The sequence below is a fragment of the Sneathiella sp. P13V-1 genome, from assembly GCF_015143595.1.
GTDB lineage: Bacteria > Pseudomonadota > Alphaproteobacteria > Sneathiellales > Sneathiellaceae > Sneathiella.
In genome coordinates this window covers 721,964-746,306 of the sequence record NZ_WYEU01000001.1, presented here as the reverse complement: position 1 = coordinate 746,306, position 24,343 = coordinate 721,964, and the positions used below count along the sequence as shown (strand labels likewise).

23 protein-coding genes are annotated in these 24,343 nt (G+C 47.4%); 9 read left to right on the top strand and 14 right to left on the bottom strand.

The window, feature by feature from the left end:
* Positions 1-122 precede the first annotated feature (122 nt).
* The 5 genes from phnE (GUA87_RS03720) to GUA87_RS03700 form a co-directional block, all read right to left on the bottom strand.
* The gene (gene phnE, locus GUA87_RS03720) at positions 123-947 is read right to left on the bottom strand and encodes a phosphonate ABC transporter, permease protein PhnE (RefSeq protein WP_193715163.1); all 825 of its coding nucleotides are present in this window, start codon (positions 945-947) and stop codon (positions 123-125) included.
* A complete protein-coding gene (gene phnE, locus GUA87_RS03715; protein ID WP_193715162.1) occupies positions 947-1,753 on the bottom strand; it encodes a phosphonate ABC transporter, permease protein PhnE in 807 nt (268 codons plus the stop codon). Before phnE (GUA87_RS03715) ends, phnE (GUA87_RS03720) begins: the two co-directional genes overlap by 1 nt.
* Complete coding sequence (gene phnC / locus GUA87_RS03710) at positions 1,750-2,562, bottom strand: phosphonate ABC transporter ATP-binding protein (RefSeq protein WP_193715161.1); 813 nt, start codon at positions 2,560-2,562, stop codon at positions 1,750-1,752. The genes phnE (GUA87_RS03715) and phnC overlap by 4 nt, the downstream gene beginning before the upstream one ends.
* 79 nt (positions 2,563-2,641) lie before the next feature.
* Entirely contained in the window at positions 2,642-3,619 is a 978-nt protein-coding gene (gene phnD / locus GUA87_RS03705) for a phosphate/phosphite/phosphonate ABC transporter substrate-binding protein (protein WP_193715160.1), read from the bottom strand.
* Positions 3,620-3,669: 50 nt separating this feature from the next.
* A complete protein-coding gene (locus GUA87_RS03700) occupies positions 3,670-4,614 on the bottom strand; it encodes an HAD-IIA family hydrolase (protein ID WP_193715159.1) in 945 nt (314 codons plus the stop codon).
* 378 nt (positions 4,615-4,992) lie between these two features.
* On the opposite strand from GUA87_RS03700, the gene GUA87_RS03695 reads away from it, so the two are divergent.
* Positions 4,993-5,886 carry a hypothetical protein gene (locus GUA87_RS03695; RefSeq protein ID WP_193715158.1) on the top strand — a complete coding sequence of 298 codons (894 nt, stop codon included), beginning with the start codon at positions 4,993-4,995 and terminating at the stop codon, positions 5,884-5,886.
* A gap of 105 nt (positions 5,887-5,991) precedes the next feature.
* Entirely contained in the window at positions 5,992-8,064 is a 2,073-nt protein-coding gene (locus tag GUA87_RS03690) for an acyltransferase family protein (protein ID WP_193715157.1), read from the top strand.
* Positions 8,065-8,081: 17 nt separating this feature from the next.
* On the opposite strand, the gene GUA87_RS03685 is transcribed toward GUA87_RS03690, so the two are convergent.
* On the bottom strand, positions 8,082-8,993 hold the full coding sequence (locus GUA87_RS03685; RefSeq protein ID WP_193715156.1) for a LysR family transcriptional regulator: 912 nt from the start codon (positions 8,991-8,993) through the stop codon (positions 8,082-8,084).
* A 100-nt stretch (positions 8,994-9,093) separates the two neighbouring features.
* Between GUA87_RS03685 and GUA87_RS03680 the strand changes: the two genes are divergently transcribed.
* The 6 genes from GUA87_RS03680 to GUA87_RS03655 all read left to right on the top strand — a co-directional run bounded on the left by GUA87_RS03680 (position 9,094) and on the right by GUA87_RS03655 (position 14,771).
* Positions 9,094-9,705, top strand: a complete 612-nt coding sequence (locus GUA87_RS03680; RefSeq protein WP_193715155.1) for a DUF1214 domain-containing protein — start codon at positions 9,094-9,096, stop codon at positions 9,703-9,705.
* A 9-nt stretch (positions 9,706-9,714) separates the two neighbouring features.
* The gene (locus tag GUA87_RS03675) at positions 9,715-10,260 is read left to right on the top strand and encodes a DUF1254 domain-containing protein (RefSeq protein WP_193715154.1); all 546 of its coding nucleotides are present in this window, start codon (positions 9,715-9,717) and stop codon (positions 10,258-10,260) included.
* Between the two features lie 32 nt (positions 10,261-10,292).
* Positions 10,293-12,029: an alkyl sulfatase dimerization domain-containing protein gene (locus GUA87_RS03670; RefSeq protein ID WP_227711671.1), complete on the top strand. Its 1,737-nt coding sequence runs from the start codon at positions 10,293-10,295 to the stop codon at positions 12,027-12,029.
* A 148-nt stretch (positions 12,030-12,177) separates the two neighbouring features.
* On the top strand, positions 12,178-12,756 hold the full coding sequence (locus GUA87_RS03665) for a TetR/AcrR family transcriptional regulator (protein ID WP_193715807.1): 579 nt from the start codon (positions 12,178-12,180) through the stop codon (positions 12,754-12,756).
* A 20-nt stretch (positions 12,757-12,776) separates the two neighbouring features.
* Entirely contained in the window at positions 12,777-13,073 is a 297-nt protein-coding gene (locus GUA87_RS03660; RefSeq protein ID WP_193715153.1) for a YciI family protein, read from the top strand.
* Positions 13,074-13,154: 81 nt separating this feature from the next.
* Entirely contained in the window at positions 13,155-14,771 is a 1,617-nt protein-coding gene (locus tag GUA87_RS03655) for a hypothetical protein (protein WP_193715152.1), read from the top strand.
* 10 nt (positions 14,772-14,781) lie between these two features.
* Here the strand turns inward: GUA87_RS03655 and GUA87_RS03650 are convergent, their stop codons facing one another.
* Positions 14,782-15,693: a hypothetical protein gene (locus GUA87_RS03650; protein ID WP_193715151.1), complete on the bottom strand. Its 912-nt coding sequence runs from the start codon at positions 15,691-15,693 to the stop codon at positions 14,782-14,784.
* 130 nt (positions 15,694-15,823) lie between these two features.
* On the bottom strand, positions 15,824-16,996 hold the full coding sequence (locus GUA87_RS03645) for an NnrS family protein (protein WP_193715150.1): 1,173 nt from the start codon (positions 16,994-16,996) through the stop codon (positions 15,824-15,826).
* Positions 16,997-17,127: 131 nt separating this feature from the next.
* On the opposite strand from GUA87_RS03645, the gene GUA87_RS03640 reads away from it, so the two are divergent.
* Positions 17,128-17,817, top strand: coding sequence for a Crp/Fnr family transcriptional regulator (locus GUA87_RS03640; protein ID WP_227711669.1), 690 nt, complete (start codon positions 17,128-17,130; stop codon positions 17,815-17,817).
* 6 nt (positions 17,818-17,823) lie between these two features.
* On the opposite strand, the gene GUA87_RS03635 is transcribed toward GUA87_RS03640, so the two are convergent.
* The 6 genes from GUA87_RS03635 to nosZ are packed head-to-tail and all read right to left on the bottom strand — an operon-like array spanning position 17,824 to position 24,333.
* A complete protein-coding gene (locus tag GUA87_RS03635; protein WP_193715148.1) occupies positions 17,824-18,849 on the bottom strand; it encodes an FAD:protein FMN transferase in 1,026 nt (341 codons plus the stop codon).
* 4 nt (positions 18,850-18,853) lie between these two features.
* Complete coding sequence (locus tag GUA87_RS03630; RefSeq protein ID WP_193715147.1) at positions 18,854-19,387, bottom strand: nitrous oxide reductase accessory protein NosL; 534 nt, start codon at positions 19,385-19,387, stop codon at positions 18,854-18,856.
* Positions 19,384-20,217 carry an ABC transporter permease subunit gene (locus GUA87_RS03625; protein WP_193715146.1) on the bottom strand — a complete coding sequence of 278 codons (834 nt, stop codon included), beginning with the start codon at positions 20,215-20,217 and terminating at the stop codon, positions 19,384-19,386. Before GUA87_RS03625 ends, GUA87_RS03630 begins: the two co-directional genes overlap by 4 nt.
* Entirely contained in the window at positions 20,210-21,145 is a 936-nt protein-coding gene (locus GUA87_RS03620) for an ABC transporter ATP-binding protein (protein ID WP_193715145.1), read from the bottom strand. The genes GUA87_RS03625 and GUA87_RS03620 overlap by 8 nt, the downstream gene beginning before the upstream one ends.
* 2 nt (positions 21,146-21,147) lie before the next feature.
* The gene (locus GUA87_RS03615) at positions 21,148-22,431 is read right to left on the bottom strand and encodes a nitrous oxide reductase family maturation protein NosD (RefSeq protein WP_193715144.1); all 1,284 of its coding nucleotides are present in this window, start codon (positions 22,429-22,431) and stop codon (positions 21,148-21,150) included.
* Complete coding sequence (gene nosZ / locus GUA87_RS03610) at positions 22,432-24,333, bottom strand: TAT-dependent nitrous-oxide reductase (RefSeq protein WP_193715143.1); 1,902 nt, start codon at positions 24,331-24,333, stop codon at positions 22,432-22,434.
* Positions 24,334-24,343: the final 10 nt, after the last annotated feature.

Here is a 24,343-nt window from a genome sequence, read left to right as displayed (position 1 = left end):
TGGATAACAATAGTGACAAAGACATTTCTATTCTTCGTCACTAATCATTTATCCCCCCGCTTGTCACGAATTTTTTGACTGCGGGGGAGGTGCAGGGCGCGCTTTGCGCCCTGCGACAGCTGTTATTTTTTGGTGATCGCCGCGCGGATCTTGGCGGAGACAAGTTCGGAGATCACCACCGTGATAAAGATCGTGAGGATGATCAGAGAAACCTGTGGCCAGGCCAGCGTGTTGAGCGAGGAGCTCAGCTGCAGGCCGATACCACCCGCGCCCACAAGACCAAGCACGGTGGAGTGGCGAATGTTCACGTCCCAGCGGAACACGGCAACACCCACAAAGGCCGCTTTCACCTGAGGCCAGATGGCGTAGAGCATCACCTGCGTGGGCGAGGCACCCGTGGCTTTGATGGCTTCAACCGGGGTTTCGTCGATCTCTTCGATGCTTTCATAGACGAGCTTGGCGAAAAAGCCGATGGAGCGAAGGGCGATGGCCACCACACCCGCAAGCACGCCGGGGCCGATAATCGCCACGGTCAGAAGCGCCCAGATCAGCGAGTTGATGGAGCGGGATGCCACGATGAACAACATACAGATCGGCCGGATAAAATAGACCGATGGGGTTGTGTTCCGTGCCGTCAAAAACGCCATGGGAACGCCCAACAAGATGGCAATGCCGGTGCCAAGCGTGGCGATGTTAAAGGTATCCCATAACGGCTCCCACAATTTGTCGATATAGCCCCATCTGGGCGGCATGGCCCGTGTGAAGATATCCTCTGCGATGCGCGGGGCGTCAAGGACAAAAAACCATGTGGTTGCCTCTGAGATCGCTTGCCAGCAGATGACGAAGATAATCAGTCCGATCAACCAGCCAAACCAGATCATCATGCTCTGGCGGAGGGTCCTGCGGCTCCATTTCTTTGAGCCGTCTTCCAAGGTTCTAACAGCCATTATTGCACCTTCACCCTTAACCAGCTTGATGTGTATTCGGCCACCATGACAAGCGCCACGATGATCAGGATCACGGCCGCCGCCGTATCAAATTCATAGCGGTCAAACGCTGTGTTAAGCGTGGCACCAATACCGCCCGCACCCACGATGCCAAGCACGGCAGACTCGCGGAAGTTAATATCAAGGCGATACATGCTAAGCCCGATAAGGCGCGGGAAGACCTGTGGCTGAATGCCATAAAGGATCCACTGTCCCCAGCTTGCGCCAGTGGAACGCACGGCTTCTGATTGGGATTTGTTGATATCCTCAATCGCCTCGGCCAGCAATTTGGCAAGGAAGCCAATGGTGGAGAAAGCAAGAGTGAGGAAGCCTGCGAACGGGCCAAAACCAAAGATGGCCACCATCAGGATTGCCACGATGATTTCCTGCAGTGCACGGCTGAGGGAGATAATCCCCCGGCAGAAAAGATATACTGGTGTTGGGGCCAGATTACGTGCGGCCCCCAGCCCGATCGGAATGGAAATCAGGATACCCACAACCGTAGAGGCCACGGCCATTTCGATACTTTCCAGAATGCCTTCCTGAATATCGGCCCAACGGGTCACAAAATCGGGGGTCGCGAAGGACAGGATAAAATCCTTGCCGCGCGGCAGGCCTTCGATGATACGGACCCAGTTGATTTCCATGCTGCCAAAGGCGAGCGCCACATAAAGGGGAAGCCCCACAAAAACGAGGAGGCGCAGCCACCTGTTTTTGATCATGGGCGGTTTTTTCCACCGCCGAAAATCTGCTGTATGATCTGTCATGCGGTCACCGCCTGATCAGCTTCAGCGCCTTCCTCATCGTCATCTTCGACTTTGCGGATGGTTTCGTTCCAGTCTTCTTCACCGTAAATTTCGGTAAGAACATCCTGGGTGAGGCCTTCTGGCGGCCCGTCATAGGCGATCTGACCGGCTTTCAGGCCAATAACCCGCTCCACAAATTGCTGGGCGAGGGCCACGTCGTGAATGTTGATAATAGCGGCAAGGTTCCGCTCCCGACATAAATCACGGATCAGGCGCATGACCTGACGGGCGGTTTTGGGGTCAAGGGACGCGGTTGGCTCATCCACCAGAAGAAGGGACGGATCCTGAATAAGCGCGCGGGCAATACCGACACGCTGACGCTGACCACCAGACAAGGCATCGGCCCGTTTGTCGGCGGCATCGGGAAGGCCTACCTGATCCAGAAGGCGAAAGGCTGTATCTTCCGCTTCGGCGCCATATTTTCGGAAGAAGCTCCGCCAGAAACCCACATAACCAAGCCGTCCGGACAGAATATTTTCCATGACAGTGAGGCGTTCCACGAGGGCATATTCCTGAAAGATCATGCCCATCTGACGGCGCACTTCACGCAGTTTTCGCGTCGGTAATGTGGTGATATTTGTACCATTTAGGGAAACGCTGCCCTTGGTTGGCTCTACAAGGCGGTTGATACACCGGATCAGCGTGGATTTACCCGCGCCGGAGGGGCCAATAAGGGCCACAACCTGTCCTTTTTCGATGGTGAAACTGACATCATTGAGCGCAAGGTCCGTGTCAGAATATGCTTTTGTTAATCCGTTAAGCTCAAGCACCGCAGCCATCCTCTTAACTAAAATATAAAATAAGAGGCGGGTTACAGTGACTGCAACCCGCCCAATTTAGGTCGTTCGATTATGAACAGGAGTAGGAAACGCCGTTTGCCGCATCAATTTTGCGGATAACTTCCCAATGTCCTTTGTAAGTGATCGGCACAAACTGACCTTCACCGGATTTTGAGAACTCTTCTTCCAGGCTGGAGCCTTCCCATTTGAAGCTCATAAAGGCATCGATGATTTTCTTCTGAAGATCTGGATGCAGGTTATGGGCAAGGCCGTAGCCGGTTGTTGGGAAAGTCTGTGATTTATAGAGGGAAACCAGCTGTTCAGGTTTCACCACATCACGCTTCAGCATACGGGCCAGAACGGAGTTGGCGATCGCCGCGGCTGGATAGTCTTTATTGGCAACACCAAGGATGGAGTTGTCATGCTTACCGGAATAGACAGGTTCGAAGTCCTTTTCAGGCACCATGTTGTAATCTGCTTTCAAGATCGCAGATGGCGCTTTGAAGCCGGAGTTGGATGTTGGGGATGTGAAGGCCATTTTCTTGCCTTTGATATCCTCAATTTTCGTAATGCCGGAACCTGGATATGTCAGGATTTCCATCTCATACCCGAAGCTGCCGTCTTTGGACGCCATCATTGTAAAGGGACGAAGACCGGCGCAGTTTACAGCCAGCGGGTTTGACCCTGTGTTAAAGCCCGCGATATGCAGACGGCCAGAGCGCATGGCTTCGATTTCCGCGGCGTTGGACTGAACAGGGAAGAAGACCACTTTCTTGTCTGTTTTTTCTTCCAGATAGGCGAGGAAATCAGACCAGGCTTCCTTATAAACCGCAGGATCTTCAACAGGTGTGTAGGCGAAGATCAGGGTGTCTGGGTCCACCCATTTGGAGCTATCTTTCGGGATATCCGCGATCAGATCGCCGTCTTCATCGCAGTAACGCTTATCAAGATCACCGTGATTGCTGCAGGCAGCGCTTGCAGGGCTGCTAAATGTAAAGGCGATGGTCGCCGCGGCAACCGACGCTAACAGGAATTTACCAAATTTCATTTTATCCTCCCTTAATTTAAGGATGCGGCGAATACCGCTATTGACCAACTTCAAATGGTTGGCATCACATATTCCGGGTAGATCCCGGATATTTTTATAAATTCGTATGGGTCGCCCTGTTTGTAGGCGCCGTAATTGGTAACAAGTGCTGTTGAAACGCCCGCGGCCTTGCCGCCCAGAATATCCGTGTGCAGGGTATCGCCGATCATCAGAACCCTGTTTCGTTTCAAATCCGGCATGTTGCGTTTGGCGCGTGAAATTGCTTCTTCAAAGGCGTTATCGTATGGCTTTCCATAGAAACTGGTTTTCACATTCGCAATGTCCATTAATTCATGGGCGAAATATCCAGGCTCCAGTGATAAATGGGTTTCGCGCGGGGCGACAATGTCCGGATTACCCACATAAACAGGGCGCGGGTTTTTCTGAAGTTCGGCTTGCAGCTTTTGTTGGTGGGTTTCATTCCACTGGCCGCTACTCATAAAAACGAAGGCGTCACAGTTATAGAATGCCTGATTATCCGCATCATCTGCATAGTTATATCGACTGTAAGGGCTGTCTTCCGGCCAGTCGCTTAGATCGCAGATCGTGATAATACCAAGGCGTTCATATCCTTGGGTGAGGATATCTTCCTGCATATTCTGCATCAGGATTTCACGGCTGCTGACAATGCATTCATCTGCCAGATTGAACCCAAAGCGTTTATATTTTTCGATCTGTGCCTGTTTTTGCTGACTTGCGGCATTGGTCAGGATAAAAACCTGCTTGCCTTTTTCCCTTAAGGACGCGAGACGTTTTGGCGCTTCTTCCAGCACCGTTTCCCCCACATTTAAGACCCCAAAGGCATCAAACAGAAAAACATCAAAGTGAGGGTCGATAACCCCCAGATCATCCACCTGTTGTGGTGTTGGAATTTGGTCAAAGGATGGCATTTCCGGCAATCGCGGCCGGACTTCTTCATACCGTTTAAATGCCCATTCCGGGGTGGCAATACTCATCCTGTTCCAAAGCCCGATGAAAGGCTGCTCCTCAAAACACGTAAATACTGAAAACGCCACAGCTTGAGAGCCCTAAAGGTCGTTGTCATAAAACTGTAACAATCTTGATAAACGAGTTGAAGCGTTTTCGTTTTTTATGTCAACAGAAAATAATGTGAAAATATGGTTTTCATTTACTTTCGTTTTTTAGCAGAAAGTGAAATTCATGAGACTGGCCTTGTTCAGTCCTATTCTCTCTTCTTTTACTGGCCTTTAAGATTAGAAAACTCCAAAGAAGTCTCCGAAAGGCACATTTTTTTAATTAATTCACGCATTATATTAGAGTGTTGTGGTTCTGTTGTCTCAACTCCTGAAAGAGGATATTTCTCTGGTGCGTAAATGAAGATTCTGTTGATCCGCTTTCTATTTGCTTTGCTAACAGTTTTGGCCATACCGACTGATCGCGCCTCGGCAGAAATTTTCAAGCTCGCCATACTGCACGGCAATCTTGATATTTTTGATTATGAAATTGGTGTTATCCGCCTTGCCCTGGAGCAGGCTGATGGGGATCATGAGCTGCAGGTTATTCCTATGCCCGGAGTGACACAAACGCGCGTGTTAAAAATACTTGAATATCGGGATGATATTAATGTGTTTTTCACAGGATATTCCAAAGAGAGGGAAGAGACATTTCTACAGGTCGACGTCCCTCTAACGCGGGGTCTTTTGGGGCATCGAGTGTTTATTCGAAAAGCAGGTCCTTCTCCACTTAATGACGTTAAAACAATCCAACAGTTATCGAAATTCATAATAGGTTCAGGTGAAGGTTGGCCAGACACAGATATTTTTGAAGCAGCTGGATTTCAGGTGGCGAAATCCACCTATGACAATCTTTGGCCCATGCTGGACAAGGAAAGATATGACCTATTTAATCGTGGATTGAATGAGGCGGCAACCGAGATCAGGCAACAGAATGCAAACGGGTATAATTTTGCGGTCGATAGAAATCTGCTGGTAACCTACCCCTTCGACTATTTCATCTACCTCAACAAGAAATCTTCCAGACTTCATGAAATCCTGACAGAGGGACTTGATCGCGCCTACAAAAATGGAAGTTTTCAAAGATTTTTTTTCTCTCATCCAAATATCCGTGCGGCACTTACCCAATTTCCCTTGAAAAAAATGACCGCGCTTGAAATTGATAATCCATATCTTTCCGATCGTATCCGAAACCTCCCTTCAAGATACTGGTACAGTATCGACCGTGCGGAAGAAGAAGCCGGATTTGAGTAACTTCTTTTGAAATTGGGAATAACTGGATAATGGAGCGGGTCTTGATTAAGATCGCCAAAACTTCAGAAAACAGAAATGCCTTTAATGGGCGTGTGGGTAAATTGGATGTCACTGATTAGCGCGGAAAACTCTCATCTGAACGTCAATTTTAGGAAAGATATTAATGTTTTAAGGGCGTTTGCAGTAACTGCCGTTATTCTCTTTCATTTTGACTTTGATTTTGCGCTGGGTGGTTATCTTGGGGTTGACGTCTTTTTCGTAATCTCGGGCTATTTGATGACGGCGATCATCCTCTCCCGTTTGACCCAGAAGAAGTTCAACTTGGGTAGTTTTTATGTTTCTCGGCTACTCAGGATTGTACCGGCATTGGTTATGTTGTGTCTGGTTTTAGGTGGTTTGGGCTGGTTTTTGATTTTTCCCTTCGACTACGCATACCTCGCCAAAAACATTAATCATGCCCTTACTTTCAAATCGAATATCACCTTCTCCAGGGGAACGGGGTATTTTGATACGGGAGCGGATCTAAAATGGCTTCTGCACACCTGGTCTCTTTCTGTAGAGATGCAGTTTTATCTGATCTATCCCCTCCTATTGATCTTGATTTATAAGATTTTTGGACTGATTGGTGTCCGCGTTTTGTTAGTTGCGGGCTTCCTGGCAAGTTTGGGTTTTTATATTTGGGCAATGTCCCGAGAAGAAGCGAATGTAGCATTCTATCTGTTGCAAAGCCGAGCCTGGCAATTGCTGGCAGGGGGATTGATTGTTATTTTCCCAGTATATAATCTCACAATGGAAGCGCAGCCCGGTAAACTGCAGCAGGGCCTCCGCTCTTTTGGAATAGTCCTGATTTTAGTATCAGCTGCTTTAGGGGTTGGGAATGAGAGCTTTGCGGCCGGCTGGGCAATTCTGTCAACAGTGGGAGCCGTTCTAATTCTGGCCACAAGTGCCTGCCTACCTCACTTGGCAGTGCCCGGATTGTCTTTGTTTAAGCTGATTGTTCATTATGTCGGCCAGATTTCCTACTCGCTTTATTTGTGGCATTGGCCAGTTCGGCTTATACAAAAATATACAGGATACGAAGAAAGTGCTGGAGCGACGTTTATCGCTATTTTGGCCACTTTCTTATTAAGCGCTCTTTCTTTTCATTTCATCGAAAAGACAGCAAACACGTACGCCAAACGGAGACAAGCTAACGGTTTTAATTGGCGACCTCTTGTGGCAATGGCAGCAACTTTTATTGTTCTCGGGGGGGTGTATGGTTCCGCGAAAGCGGTTCGGGAAAACAGTGGCGTGGTTCAACGATTAGAAAGTCTGCCTTTTGAAAATATTCCAACCTATCTGTTTGAAAACCCCGAACTATATTTGCTGGAGGGGATTGCAGATAAATGCCCCAACAACGCAAAACCATGCTATCTCACCGCCGGCGAGAAAGTAAAAACACCAAAGTGGAAACCCGATTTAATTTTGAGTGGCGATAGCCATGCGATGGCGATCGCGCATGCTCTTTCGGAAGTGAGTTTCAAAGATAGAAATTTGAACCTTCTTTTGTCGGGCAGTGCCGCTTGTATATTTTTTAGGGGATACGAACATACTTTACCGATTGATAAAAAATTCAGCCGATGTAAGAGGGCTTACGAGAATTTCCAGGAAATGTTGGACGCGGTACCTGTATCTGTTCCTCTGCTGTTGGCCAATAATTTTCCGCAATATCTAAAGGAAAAAGGCCGTTGGAGTAAGGTTCGCTATTTGGATAAGAAAGATGGAGCGGAAAAGGATCTATCTGTAGGGGATGCCTGGTTGGACATGGTTTGCAAGATCACCAGTAGCAGAAAAGTCTTCGTTATGAAATCCGTACCCTCTACCGCAGTTCCTGTCGTCAAGACATTGGTTCAGAGTGTTCTCAACGGGACAATTTCCGACCTTAATCAGGCCTATTTCGATAAACCTATAGCACTCCATAGAAAACTCACATCTGCACAGGATGTCCTCCTCAATCGAGCTGTTCGTGAATGTGGAGTGACCCTTATTGATCCAGCGGATATTCTGTGTGAGGGAAATGTGTGTCAGGGCACAACATCGGATGTTATTCCGCTGTATCGTGATGGTAGTCACCTAAGCCTTTTCGGGTCCCGGAAACTTATTCCGCTTTTTGAAAGATCATTCGCTGGATTAGAGTGATAGGGGACCGCTGCATCTTATGCTTCCAATTTGCTATTAGAATTTGCCACTTTCCTGATTTCGCGGATCAGGTCTTTTGCGGCGGGGGAGAGTGTGCGCCCTTTAACAAAGTGAATACCCATATTAGTGACAAAGGGTAGGGCGGTCCGAGTATATCTGAATTCTCCTCCTTGACTAAGATCTATGGCTACGGAAAGTGGGAGGAGGGTCATCACATCGGTCCGGCGAACCAAGGAAACACAGGCGGAAATACTATCCATGTTAAATTGGGGTCCGTTGATCACGCGAAGCTCTGGTGGTAGGCGCCTCTTAAAGAAAGGGGGGGGCGTTGGAGTGGCCCAAGGGTATTTGATCCCTTCTTCAAAGCTCATAATGGTGCCATCAAGTGGATGCCCTGTTCTGAAGAGGGCAACAACAGGTTCGGGAGGGAGAAGTTCTACTTCAATATTTTCTGACCTGGCAGAGACCTCGTAATTGGAGACATCATAGATTACAAAATCTAATCGTCGATCCAGAAGTGCCGCCAGCATTTCTTCAGGGCCACCGATACGGATATCTACGGATATGTTTTTATCCTGACCGATCATTTTTTGAAGGGCTGGGCTGATCAGGCATTCCGGTGGGTAAGGGCCAGTGCCGATGCTGATATTCCCTTTTGATGCTCCCCTTAGCAAGTCGGCTTCCTGCTGCAATTCAGCGGCTTTGGATAGCACATCTGTTGCATAAGCGAATAAATGCTCTCCAGCATCAGTTGCAATCACTGTGCGGGTGGTGCGATCGAACAGTTTCAGTTGGAGTCGATCTTCCAGTTTCTGAATGCTCTTGGTAAGGGCCGCTTGGCTGATCCTTAGTTCATCGGCGGCTTGCCGAAAATTCTGTAGTCGAGAGAGGGCTACAAAATAGCGAAGTTGGCGCAGTTCAAAATCCACGTTCCATCTCATTGATAAGTAACATTCTCTTTTTGATAACTATCATTCAATGATACCAATTTCCATACAAGAAAAAAGAAAAATAATGATCGGGATGGAAATGAGCGGATTTCGATATTGGGCCATTTGTCTAGTGGTTCTTATTATAAGTGGGATTGTTGGGTTCAGATCGGTGGGTACGGTTCTGAACTATGTTTTCCAAAGTCAGGATGGCAGTAGCACGGCCGTTAAAAATGGACCTTGGAAAACATATGAAGGACTTGCAACAGTGGACCTTCACCCCATGGTTAAAGCCATGGTCGCTCATATCGGATTAGGGGCGCTTACCTCTGATGAGGCGATTTATTGGGTGTCCACAGATGATGATACCGCGGTAGCGCTTAACAGCGCTGAGAAATACGAAGTGAAGTTTTCCGCGACACCTTTGCATGAAATCGGCGGTTTTTGGAGTTTGTCTTTATACGGAGATGATCATTTCTTTGTGGAAAATGAAGCAGGCATCAATTCACTGAGTGAGCGAAGCGGGGTTCAGAAAAACCCTGATGGGTCATTTTCTGTCATCGTGTCTGCAACAAAGCCTGACGCACCGGCAAACTGGTTGCCCGCGCCAAAGGCGGGCGGATTTTCTCTGACGCTTCGCTATTACATTCCAAAAAAAGTGATGATTGATGCCCCGGCGTCTGTTTCGTTACCAATGATCAAGAAATTGTAGGGGGCGGTGATGACAGTTAAATCAATCGCTAAAATTCTGTTGGTATTTCTTTTGGCAATCGTCGGTTTAGGTGCCGGATTGTTTGGAGGCATAAGAGACTATCCTCGTCACATCTTTCACGAGAAAGCAAAAGCCAGTTCTGAGAAATTTGGGAATGGGCAGTGGGTGCATCTTCGGAAACTTGTAGGTGCAGAATTTCGGGAAATTGTCCGGCCAAATCAGGATACGATCTATTCTTCTGTTTTTGTGGATCTTTCGGAAGGGCCAAAACTTCTCTCCATTCCGGCGATCAACTCCTATTACAGTTTTGCAATCTATAACGAAGATACGGATGTGATCGGGTATGTGGCGAGCCGAACCCATGGAACAGGGAAACCACAAGAAGTATTGATAACCCCGCCGGGATATAGAGGAGATACCGGTGCCCATGAGGTGATTGCATCGTCTTCGGAAATGGTCTGGGTGCTCGGGCGCTTCTTGATTAGCGAAGAGGGAGACTATCCAGTGGTTCATCAGGTTCAAAATTCCCTGAAACTTTCAAGTTTCACTAAATAATAAGCTTCTTTAGGCATGGACGGAGACAAAAATTGACCTCATTGATAAAATTATCGTCTGTGGCAACGGTGCTTGCAGCATCTTTGTTTTTAGGTGCATGCGACGATACACCAAAACAGAAAACACCTGTAAGGGTGGACGCAAATGCTGAACTCAGCGCTCATTCAGAAGAGTTTCGAAAAGAGGTTATTAAGGTCACAGACGGGATATATGTGGCCGTTGGGTTTGGTCTTGCCAATTCCATCATGTTGGAAGGGGATGACGGGATTGTCATTGTCGACACCATGGAGAGTAATGCCGGTGCCCGTGCCGTAAAGGCAGAATTTGAAAAAATCACTGATAAACCGGTAAAAGCAATCGTCTTTACCCATAATCACACAGATCATATTTTTGGGTCAGGTGTTTTTGCTGAAGATGACACCCCTGATGTATATGCCCATGAGACGACCAACCATTACATCGACCGTGTGGTGAATATTATCCAGCCCGCCATTTACAAACGTTCCATGCGCCAGTTTGGCAATCATTTACCGCCGGGAGGTGTAATTAATGATGGGATCGGGCCTTTCCTTGCCAATGTGGTGGGCGAGGATGCGTTAAGCCTGGCGCGGCCCACCATTACCTTTGACAAGGTTTTGAAAACCGAGGTTGCCGGTATCAAGATGGAACTTTATCACGCACCGGGCGAGACCGCGGATCAGTTATTTGTCTGGCTGCCAGAGAAAAAAGTCCTGTTACCGGGTGATAATTTCTATAAAGCCTTTCCAAACCTTTATGCCATTCGCGGAACGTCATACAGGGATGTACTAGAATGGTCCAAAAGTCTGGATATGATGCGGGATATGAAGCCGGACTTTTTGGTACCAAGTCACTCTCGCCCCTTGTCCGGAGCGGAAAAAATTGATGGAATTCTGACCGACTACCGGGATGCAATTCAGTTTATCCATGACCAGACCGTTCGCTGGATTAACAAAGACTTGGGTCCAGATGAAATCGTTGAACGGGTCAAGTTGCCTGACCATTTGGCAAATAGCCCCTACCTGAAGGAATTCTATGGTATGGTTGATTGGTCCGTTCGTTCTGTCTTTACCGGATATTTGGGCTGGTTTAGCGGGAATGCGACAGAACTCCATCCTTTGCCAAAAGGAGAACGCGCGACGCGCATGGCAAAACTGGCAAGCAGCGGTACTAGTTTGCTGGATGCCACGAAACAGGCGCTTGGCGATAAGGACTATCAATGGGCTGCGGAACTATCTGATAACCTGATTCTTGTTTCAGAGAATAAGGAAGAAGCCAAAGGCCTTAAGGCGCAGGCGCTTAAAGCTTTGGCCGAAACACAGATCAGTGCAAATGGCAGGAACTATTATCTCACCCGTTCCTATGAACTGGACGGTACGGTGAGCATTCCGCCTATCGACCCGTCTAAAAGCCCCATCAAAATTCTGCATAGCTTGCCCGTTGGTAATATGATGCGGGCGATGCCAGTGAATTTGCGGGCAGAGGACGCGCTGGATGAGAATGTCGTGGTTGCTTTCACCTTCCCTGATATCAATGAGAATTACACGATCCATCTTCGGCGTGGTGTAGCGGAAGTCCGTGAGACATTGATGGAAAATGCCGATATCACTGTCACGGTCAATTCTTTGATCTGGAAAGAAATCTTAAGCAAGCGTCGCAATCCCGCTGTGGCTTACGCAGGGGGTGATATTGACGTGGATGGCAGTCTGATAGACCTTGTAAATTTCCTGAAACTTTTCCAGCCGTCCTGAGTATCATAAATCGACCGATTACACTTGATCTTGTCATAAGCAGATTTGCCCCTTTCTGCGAGCATCTAAAAAACGCCCTTTACAAATTAGGGCAATTGTCCTAATTCAGATTAATAGGACAATTGTCCTAAAGTGAAGGGTGTTAATGATGGCGAAAATCAATACACGTGATCAGATAGTCGTGGTTGCAGATAACCTCTTCTATCAACGGGGGTTTGAAATCACGTCTTTTGCAGATATCGCAGATGTCGTGAAAATCTCTCGGGGAAATTTTTATTATCACTTCAAGACCAAGGATCAGATCCTTGACGCCGTTATTGCTAAGCGACTAGCGGATAGACAGGCGATGTTGGCCCAATGGGAAATTGAAGGGGAAACCCCAGCTGATCGCATTCGAAGCTTCATCAACATTCTTATCGTCAACAAAGAAAAGATCAAAAGTTACGGCTGCCCCATTGGAACGCTCAGCACAGAGCTTGCCAAGCTTAATCACGACGCGGCAAATGAAGCGAATGAGTTGTTCACCTTATTTCGAACCTGGCTTCATCGGCAGTTTGAACTAATGGGACGCAAAAATGACGCGGACCAACTTGCCATGCATGTTCTGGCTCACAGTCAAGGGGTTGCAACCCTGTCAAACGCATTTGGGGAAGAGACGTTTCTTCAGAATGAAGTCAATCAGATCATGAACTGGCTATCTGAAATCGAACAACAATGCGCTGCATAACTGATCAGGAGAATAATTTCATGTTTATTATATTGCTTAAATTTTCAGACAATAAAAGCCAGGCCAGCCAGTTTATGGAAGATCATAAGAAATGGATCAAACAAGGTTTTGACGACAGTGTTTTCCTCATGGCGGGTAGTCTGCAGCCCGGACTGGGCGGTGCCCTATTGGCTCATAACAGCTCTCGTGAGGATCTGGAAGACAGGGTAAACAATGACCCTTTTGTTGCTGAAAATGTTGTAAACGCTGAAATTCTGGAAGTCTCGCCAGCTATGATGGATGAGCAGTTAAAGATGATTTTAAAAGAAGCCGCTTGATGGGATGGATTTGCACAAGCAATCAATAGACAAAATTAGATATCTCTAATACGATACGCTTACCAAATGGGGGGAGCGGTGATGGGGTTATCAAGAATTGCGCCTATAGGGCTGCTGATGTCTGCGGTTGTTTTATCGTCCTGCAAAGCAGAGACAGAAAATGCAGCTGCTGAAACTTCTGGGAAATATAGCCAAAAGATCCCGGCGCGGATGCTGATTGAAGCCCCCTCGTCGGGTGTCGAACTGGGTATGGGATGGGATTCCAGGCGCGGTGAAATTATTCCCAATCACTGCATAGATTTCTCCCCCATTCGCTCGAGCGGTCAAGAAATCACCATGGATCTGAAAGAGGTCTCTGATCAGTCAGAGGTCATGGACAGTTTGAATGTCAGCGCAGCGGTAGAAGCCAAAAGTATAGTGGCATCAGGAAGTGCCAAGGCGAGCTTTGCCAAAAGTCGTCAGGTCAATTCCAGCAGTACGACCATTCTGTTAAACGCGCAGGTTAATAACGGGGTGCTATTTGTGGGGCCACCCGCATTGCCTGGTCGGGTTCGCAATGCTTATCCAGGGCTGGAAGATGAAAAAGCAGGAATGGGTTTTGGAAACGCTGCTGGTTTAAGGCCTCATAGCCGCAAATCTGATTACTCCTCTCCTGAAGTTTCGTTTAAACCGTTTATTCGCGCCAAGGTGAAATCCCCAGATAGATTTCGGGAACATTGTGGGGATTATTATGTTTCCGCCATTTATAGCGGCGCAGAACTGATTGCGACGATTAATTTTTCTGCCAAAAGTGTTGCGGATGCCAAAATCATTTCCGCATCCGTTAAAGCAAAATACGGATCGGTCAGCGCCAGCGCTGCGTCAAAGCAAACCCAGAAATCAAAAAGCGACTCAACGGACTTCAATATTCATTTTCTGCAGATTGGCGGGGCAGGCGGGGAAATTCCCACGTCAAAAGACGATCTGCTTGAGAAGTTGAAAAGCTTACCAACAGAGGCTTCTAAAGATCCCAAATTCCATAAAGTTGAACTTAGGAGTTACCGTGAAATACCGGATGCAGATAGCCTCGTATTTACCTCAAACGAAGATGCGTTTGAGATCATTACAGACTATTACTGGATGCTGACGTCTGTTTATGAGGATCTGGAGAATGTTATCTCCAATATGAAGGGGTATCACGACAAAACAAGTTATTCTGTGAAGGATTTTAAAGAGATTCAGGATGAAATACTGGATGTCCGCCGGGCCCTTTTTGAAATATCAAATGCCTATTACACTGGCCGCCTTCCAGATCAGGCTTTGCTGGATAAAGTGGATCGGAACTGGTTTCCCAATGCGCCGGAGGAGAAGTTCAGGTTGGATCTGCCGTCCATACTTCGTGCCCCTGGTGAAAAAGGAGAATTGGAAGGAAATTGTCCGGTTGAGACTTGGTTTAATTGTGTTGCAGATAAGCTGAAGACGGCGATGCCAAGCGGCAATCCCAATGTGATTAAACTGCTTTTACCCCTTCCCAATAAGGTCACGATCCCAACTGCAACCGACGAGATGACAGCGGAACAGGCTTATCAAAAAGCGGTTATTGATTGGTACATTCGCCCGCAATCAAAACGCATGTGCGCGCTGGATCCAACGGATAATGAATGCATGTCTAACACAGGGATTGACGCGTTGGCGGATTTAATTCCGTATAAGGAATGAATGAATATGATTAATATTTCCATATTATGTACAAAACAAGCTCACCATACTCTTCACTCGTGATGTGGCCTTCACTATGCATCTCTGTTAGCCTTGCGAGCTCCATTTTGGCTTCTGGAGATGGTTTTTTTCCTTTTAAGTCCTTAGCCAACTCGATCATGTCTGGGATCTGACCTTTCTCACCAACTTTTCCTGCAAACCCTGCTGTCACGAACTCTTCAAATCGGATGCCCCAGTTCTTTAGGTCCTGAATATACTTGGATCTGGTGGGATCAGATTTCGTTTGATCTCGGTGCCAGCTGCTCTTCCCCCATGATGTAGCAGAAGAGCCTGCAAATCCTTTTGTTTCTGGATTAAAATGATACCAGACATTCATTAGTTTGGTTGAACTGGCCTTGTGGTATTTGACATAGACAGTTTCGGTTGGGGTTTTCACGTCGTTGGCGATAAAGAAACGCCTTGCTTGTTTCATATAATCAGGTTTGAGGTCTGTTTCTTCGAATTGAGCGTTCATGCGAAATAGATTGTGATTAACGTACCAACAATCCTGAATACCACCTTCCACATTAAAGCGGTTTCTAGTGAACTGATACGTGCCCCGCTCACAGCGTTCGTTTTTCTCATAGCCTGTTCGAGTGGTTCCCAAAGGAACTTCAAAAACTATAGAGCGTTCTAAAAGCCCATCCTGAATGTCTGCTAACAGGCCGACAGAGAATGTGGTTCCAACATCATTCTTATAATTATGAATCCCAACTAACTTCCAAACCCCTTTTGGGAGGGGAATTTGCATGTCCGCTGTACCGATACGAAGAAAATTCTCGTAATTTTCGCCAACTTTTACTTCAGCATAATCCGAAGAATTTTCAGGGATACACGAGGAGAGTAAGAGCAATAAGAAGATTGTTGCTGCGATTTTTTGCATTCATGTACCGTTAAAGAGAGTTTCTCATAGAAGGTATTTATTTGATGGTAGTTTATACACCAAATGATTACATGAAAAGAATTTCATATCACATATAAAGAGAAGCCAGTAAACCCCTTTAGCCCTCATTTTACTTCTGCGTCATAGATTTCCAGTAAGTTATTGCAAAACCCAGGAATGCGAAGGCCCAAAGAGCGCTGGAGATATGCAGGAGTTCCATTGAATTTTCATGAAGCACGGTTGAGAAGATACGGAATAAGGCCGATAGATAGACAAGATTGAGGATAATATTGTCGGCTTTGGTTATTGTAAGCGCCTGGCCGGTATGACCTTTCGTCGCCCGGATCATCACAGACAATATCATGCCGCCAATGGCGCCCGCGCTTAACGCATGTGTTCCTGTAACCGGTAGAAACATGTCGGGTATAAAAGCGGATAAAGCAAGTAGAGAAAATCCGATGGGAATAAAAAGATAACTGATGTGAAGCACGGTAACCAAAGGCTCTTGCGTTGTTCGATATCCAACCCAACGGCTAAGCTGACCGACTAGAAGGGCTGAGGATATTAAAAGAAGCAATCCTGTGATGTTACTTTGCGGAAAAAAGACCCATAAAATCATTGAGAGGACAGCAACTGCAAGGTTCACTTTTTCATAAGTGGAAAATGATTTTGGAAGTTCCCCCGGATTATTTTTGGCAAGCCAGTTTCGTGTGAAGCTCGGAACAATACGTCCGCCTATAAGAAGGATGAATGCAATAACCGCCATTAAAGCGATGCGGGGGGACATGTCGGCCCCGCCATATAAGCTCACTTCCAAATGGAAACAGATATTGGCAAGTAACAGGACGGTAAGAGGGACCAGGACTTTCAAATTTCGCCAGTTTTTTCCAGCGATGATTTCAATGGCGATGGAAATCCAGATGGCGGTTAGGAACAAACAATCAAAGACCATCGCCAGTATCCAGCCGATGGTGTCTGAGTAGGCAACAGCTATTCGTCCAACAAACCAGATGACAAATAGAGCAAAAAGAGGGAGTCCCCTTATAGGGAGTCTTCCAGTCCAATTAGGGACCGCCGTAAATAAAAAACCGGTGATTACAGCAGCAACAAACCCAAAGAGCATTTCGTGAATGTGCCATTCAACAGGCGCGAAAACACTGTTGAGTTCGAGAAGGCCTTGGAAAATGGGGAGCCATAATACGATAGAGATCCCTGAATAAAGGGAAGCCGCCAGGAAAAACACACGAAACCCATAGGATAAAATAGCGGGGCCTTCGTAATCGCGTTTTCTTGAACTCGGCATATTGGGATCCTTCATTTCGGTGTCACCTTTGGAACGATCGACAGTACTTTTCCTTTTTCAAGACTTAAGCTAACATCCGCCCATGTGTTGTTTCTTTGCGCTTTGGCAAATAAAAATTAGGTAATTTGAACATGCTTGATGTTGCCCTAATTTCTCATCTACCCAACTTCGCGGACTTTTCCCGGTCTGAGTTGGAAGAGTTTATCGGCCACAGCCGTGCCAGGCGCGTTGAAAAAAACGGGCACTATTTTGAAGAAGGCGAAACGGCAGATCATTTTTTCCTTTTGCTGGATGGGTATATCCGGGTTGTGAGAATAAGCCCGGCGGGAGAGCAGATCATTGTCCGATATATCGCCTGCAATGAACTGTTTGGTATCGCGCAGGCTATTGGACGCGACACTTATCCTGCCAATGCTGTTGCCGCCGTTGATTGTGTCGCTCTGGCGTGGCCCATGTCCCTTTGGGGGGAGACGGTCAGAAAGTTCCCCTCCTTTTGTTGCGCCGCCAACAAGACACTTGGAAGCCGTTTGATGGATGTGCAGGAGCGGGTGATCGAGCTTGCTACCGAACAGGTAGAATACCGTGTAGCGGCTGCATTACTCAAATTGCTTGATCAAGCGGGTAAAGAAGTGGAGGAGGGGATTCTGATCGATATTCCTCTAACCCGTCAGGACGTTTCGGAGTTGTCAGGGACAACATTGCATTCGGTTTCAAGACTTCTCAGCGGATGGGAGCAAAATGGTCTAGTGAAGAGCAGCCGAAAAAGGGTCATTGTCACCAACAGGGAAAAACTCCATGCACTCACTGCTGGTGACAAGTAGAATATCTCAGGCTTTCCAGTTTTCTCCATCCTTAGAGGATGAGAAATAGACAGCATCAATCACACTTTGACTGTTTAAAAAGCGCGCGCGCTCCTCGTGGGTCATCAATGCAAGTGCGGTAGAGGCCATATCGGCGATCACAGCCTTTTTAGCGACCACGGATACCGACCCTTCCAGTGAGGACCAATGCCCTGTTTTTGGGTGAAGCAGATGGTTGGCGGTGGACCTGTAACTGAACGGGCTTGCATATCCACCAGATGTCGCTACCGCTTGGTTTTGCAGGGAAATGATCCGTTGTGTTGTATCCTCTTTAGCCATCCCCCCTTCAAGACCCACCTGCCACGCTGATCCGTCGACCTTTGGACCAATTGTGGCAATTTCCCCTAGGGAGAGCAGAACATTGTCAAAACCTTCTTCTTTCAGGAGGTTTTTGATCCGATCCGTAATATAACCCTGTGCGATACCGTTCAGGGTGATCGCCATCCCCGGCTTGCTAAAAGCAATTCTACGCGTTGAGATTTCAAGATGTTGATAACCGGTTCGTCTCAAAACCTGTTGCAAATCAGCAGGGCGGGGGCGTTTCACATCTTCTGTCGCCGGGTTATTGAAGAAATGGGCATAGAATACCCAAAGCGATTGAACCGTAATGTCAAAAACACCGTTGGTTTTTTCTGAAAAAGACTGAGCTTGCGAGAGAAGATCCAGAAAACGAATATCCGGGTCGTTGATAAATCCCTCACCATTAAGCTGAGAAATAGCTGATTCCGGACGATACAGACTGAAAAGCTCCTCGAGTTTGTCGATTTCCTTTTGACACCGGATAAGGGCGGCTTCCGCTTTTTTCCTATCTGGATGATGAAGTTCAATAATACCCTCGGCCCCCAACGCGGCTCCACGCCAATAAATCGGCTCTATATTATGTGGCCCAGCGACCGAAGCCGTGGGAATGGCCGCACTACTCACAGCAAATGCCGATGCCATGATCATAAAAGACCGTCTTGATGGGCGTATTTTTTTTGCATTTATACTCATCGCACTATTCCTTGGCAATTTTGCCCATATCAATCTGGGTATGGGCAAGATCCAAATCTTCTGTCGTGATTTCTGAAAGGCGGACGACACGGCCACCATATTGTTTTGAAAAATCAATTGCCTTTTCTTTGATGCTGAAAGGCACAAATTCCGGCATGCCCATGCCCCCAATTTTGCGACTACCGACCACAAAATACGCGTCTTTCAGGTTAATCCAGATCCCGTCATCTTGGGGACGTTCCCAACTATGGGCGACAGCCATGTCCTGCACATAAGTGACAATCGCATCCTGTGCTTCCCCGGGAAGGGTTAGATACATAACCGCGTCTTTGACAGAGGTGAACCAGTGTGGCTCAGGGTTGTTCTTTTCAAAAACTTGCGCTTTTGGGCCCGGATGTTCTGTCAGGATCATCCCGCAATAAGCACCGATGGCTTCATGGGTGAGCGCCAGCGGGTTGGGAAGTGGCGCGTCATCATCACACGCAACCAGTATTCCTGACATTAGAAGGCTGACGATACAGAAGAGGAGTTTTTTCATGTTCTTCTCCCTTGGAAGGAAAGACAGAAGGCACATATGGGCAGCAACACCCAAGTTGTGAGAACTCCAATCATAACAGTGGGAGAGACAATCTGATCAGATCGCAACCCCGCCATTCCGGACAGCAAGGCCGTTTCATCGGACGTTGCAAGGTTGAACATCCGATACGCATCAGCGGGATTGGCCAGCATGACCCATTTAACAACCGCATCTGGAAGGTAAGATGACGCACCGGAAGACAAAACACCAAGAAGTGCCATATCAAACAGAACAACAAATATCAGCCATATTCCGATGGCCCATGCAGCGGCAGTTGCACTTTCTTTCAATACAGAACTCACCAGAATTCCAATACCTAAGAAAACCGCTCCCAGCATGATGGAAGAGAAGATCAATTTCCCAAATACCAGCCAGTTTTGATCTGCAAACCCTGCGCTTGACGTTAAGACAATAGTCATTGCAGCAACGCCGTACCCAATAAGGATGGCGAGGGTCAGGATGACAAGTTGGCCTATAAACTTTCCAAGGACGATGAAACTTCTTGGAACGGGATATGTCAGCAGCAGCAACAAAGTTCCTCTCTCATCCTCTCCAACAACGCTGTTGTAGGATAAGAGGAGGGCGATAAGCGGAATGAAAAAGACGCTTAAAGAAGAGAGACTGACGGTTGTGACGGTCAGCGCACTGATGCTGGTCGTACCAACAGGGGCACTTCCAAGCAGACTTAGGACGAGGGCGAGGGCTGTCATCACCACAATGGCGGTTCCAACCCACCAGTTGCGATAGCCGTCCCGAATTTCTTTGAAAGTCAGTGTAAGAAGACTAGTCATGTTGCGTATCACCTGTATTTTGCATGTAAGCGCTAAACACTTCTTCCAGAGTTGGATCTGAAATGCGGATATTCGAAAGGGGAATGGCCAAGGCGTAAATGCTATTCAGGACAAGGACTTTCCGCGCCATTTCACAATGAATAATGATTGCGCTTTCAGAGAGTTTGGTAATTGGGAGCTCATGAGAAAACACCTTTTGGATGCGTTCACACGCTTCGGGAGTGCCTTCAATATAGAGTTTTGACTGCAGGGTTTGTTCCTGACACAGGCTGGAGAGGGTTCCATCTGCAACCAGCTTGCCGGAATTGAGGATCACGACACGATCCACCCGCTCATCGATTTCGGTCAAGACGTGAGAAGAGATCAGAATTGAGGTGCCACGTCTTTTCTCTTCATCCAGAATTTTATAAATGTTTTGACGAGCAACCGGATCCAGACCCGAAGTTGGCTCATCCAGAACCAGGAAATCTGGTTTCCCAAGAAGGGCCTGTGCCATCCCCAACCTTTGCCGCATGCCTTTGGAATAGGTGCCGATGCGGTTATCGATGGCATGGGTAAGATCAACCCGTGCAAACAGTTCTTCAATTTCTGATAAAGGTGCGCCTTTTAAACGCGCGTAAAAGGTTAGGGCTTCGCGACCCGTCATATTTTTCTGAAACAGGATCTGTTCTGGCAAAAACCCGGTTTTTCGTTTCCAGTCCTTCTGGCTTTTCCCCGATTTACCTTTTCCAAGGACGTGAACACTGCCTTCTGTTGGCTCCAGCAGACCAAGAATGATTTTAATGAGGGTGCTTTTTCCTGCGCCGTTATGGCCCACCAAAGCAAGGCATTCACCTTCCCGTAAAGAGAGAGACACATCTTGTAAGGCGTTTACATTCCCAAAAGACTTTGAAAGACCTTCGGCATCTACTGTGCTTTTTAATGTCATTTTCATTTCTGAGCCTTTTTCGCCAGTTTTTCAGGCATCTGCATGAGAGGCGCACTGTCCACAACACCACCGGGGTGCAGGGCAGGGAAATTACTTTGTGCATATTTCAGGACTTGTACGGCTGGGCTATTCATCAACAGTCTTGCAGATGGATATTTCCAGATAATCTGATCTGTCAGGTCGTTGGGGCGATAGACGCTGTCGGCAACACCGTTCTTGTCCAGATCAAACGCCACATGATCAGACCAATGGTTGCCAACACCGTCTTTGGACCATTCAAGCCATCTGGTGCCCACATATTTCACTTGAGTTTGATTGCCGACAAAAGCATTGCCGGAAATAACATTCCGTTCAGATCCTGCGGTAAAATGAATGCCGATCAGGCAGTCGGAAAGTACATTTTCTGTAAATTCATTTTTGTTGGAATTATAGATGAAGATGCATTTTTCCGGCCCACCGCGGACGACATTTTCGGTCATTTTAACCCTGTTTGTGTAATTAAACAGGAAACCACGATCCCGATCACCAGATGACAGGTTGTTTTTAACCTTCAAATGGGTGGAAGACATCAACGCATAACCAATGTGATTACCGATGGAGATATTATCGCTCACCTCGCTTCGGTTTGTGTACATGTAGTGAATGGCAAAACGCAGGTTTTTGAGGATATTTCCGCGGAAGATGTTTTTCTTGCTGGTGGTAACGAAAATACCGTCCCGACCAAATTCAATGGTGTTCTTTTCAATGATGGTCCCGGGCGCGTTCCAGATCTGTATGCCGTTGCCCCTCTCGTTAATACGAAGGTCCTGACGGCCAATGATGTGGTTATTGCGAACCATGCTGTTTTTCGCGCCGGATACATAAATTCCGATCAGGTTATTTTCGACCTGATTATTTTCGACAACTGCATTTTCGGCTGTTTTATCCAGAAAAATACCACTGTTCTGTTCGGCGAGTGAAATTCCGGACCCAGTGATTTTCAAATTCTTGAGCGTGACATTGGGGGCGAGAACCCGGACAACGGTTCCCTGATCATGTCCTTTTAAGGTGACACCACGATCACCAATGATCTTGATGGACTTGTCGATCACAAAAGGGCCTTCATAGACACCTTGTTTTAGACGCAAAATATCACCATCAGCTGCTTCATGAAGGGCGGTCGTTAAGGACCCATCGACGATAACTGATTTCGACAGGGCGATATTCGGCGTGAGGAGGAGGGCGACAGCAAAAACTGCTGCCGCACCCCATTTGCCCCGCCAGAGATTTCCAGGGCGTTTCGTCATTTATTTAGGCTCCACGAACATCCGGCCGCGCATTTCCATATGCAATGCATGGCAGAACCACTGGCAATAGAACCAGTGAACACCTGGCATATCTGCCTTGAAGGTGACGGATGCGGTTTGCTGTGGACTGATTTCCATAGCAACGCCGTAGTTGGAGATTGTAAAGCCGTGTGAAAGGTCATCCACATCGTCAATATTTGTGATGGTGATGGTCACCTCGTCCCCTTGTTTCACCGTAAATTTCTCAAGTGAGAAATTAGGGGCCGCAGAGAACATATAGACACGAACTTTATTGCCATCGCGGACAACTTGTTCCGCATACTCCAGATCTTCAATGCCGTCTGCTTTCGCGCGGGCTTTGGCAAGATCAAAGGTTGGATCGTTACGGTCATAAACCTGATTTGGGTTCACAACAGAGCGATGAACGATGATACAGTCATGAGGTTCCGCAAATGTTGGACCGTCATGAACGATTTTCATTTTGTCACCTGAAATATCAATCAGCTGTTCGTTTTCAGGTTTCAGCGGACCTACATTGATGTAACGGTCTTTGGAGAACTTGTTCAAAGAGACAAGCCATTTACCATCGGCCTTGCTGGTCTCACCCATGGAGGTGTGGTTGTGGCCTGGCTGATATTGAACATCCAGTTTCTCAATGATCGGATCCACGTCTTCACCTGCAAATTTGCGAACCGCTTTGTCCACATTCCACTTACAAATCTGACTGTCCAGGAATAGTGTGGTGTAGGCATTACCGCGACCGTCAAAGGCCGTGTGAAGTGGACCAAGACCCAGTTCAGGTTCTGCAACTACCGCATCACGAGGTTTGATTTTGTCAGCAAATAGATCAGGCAGTTTCGCCATTTCGATCACAGATACTGTTGGTGACAGTTTACCGTTGATCATCATGTATTTGCCATCTGGCGAGGCGTTTACGCCATGTGGGCTGTTAGAGATCGGGATGTAACGTGTATAGCGTGACCCTTTACGACCATCCAGAACAGGAACACCGCCGTCATAGGTTTTAAAATCACCTTTGGCAACGCCGTCTTCAATGGCAGCAATGTCAAACACAACACACCAGTCCTGCTCGTTCGATGTCATTTCCGCAAGGGTCACACCTTCTTCAGAGTTGTAACAGCTTGAGATGGCGTATTTGCCCTGATAGTCGGCTTCGACGTTATCCAGGTTACCGTCGACGATCACCTGCCACGCAACCTCCATTTTCTCACCGTCAACGGCTGAGAAGACAGCATGGTATTTGGATGGATCATCCAGAACAGTACCGTCATTTGGTAGAGGTACCCGGTGTTCACCATTGGCGAAAACATATTTCGTTTTCGGGAATTTCTGTGGGCGCAAACCGTGGATATCGGCTGCGTTCGGGATGGAAATGATCTTATCCACTTTCATGATATCGCAGCGGATACGGGCAACACGTGTGTTGGCCTTGTCATTTACCCAGATGTAACGCCCATCATAGGACCCGTCGGTGAAAGACATGTGTGGGTGGTGCGTGTCGCCATTTAGCGGGAAACCACCTTTGTCTTTCCAAAATTCTTTTTCATGTGGAAGCATGTTTTCGGTCAGGATCTTGACGCTTTCGTCAGTTTGCCCCCAACCTGTTGCGCTACAGCGATTAAACACTGGAATGCGCATCAGCTCCCGCATGGATGGAATGCCGAGGATACGAACCTCGCCTGATTGTCCACCACTCCAGAAGCCATAATATTCATCCAAATCTCCTGGAGCGACGGCACCTGACCCCGTTGCTGCCTTTGCCACATTTGGCGTCGACAGAACTGCGGCTCCACTTAGTGCCCCAAGACCAGCTATAGCAGCTGACCCTCCCAGCAGAGATCGGCGTGATACATCAGCGATTTTTTCTGCGTCATCTTTCATCTTAATTCTC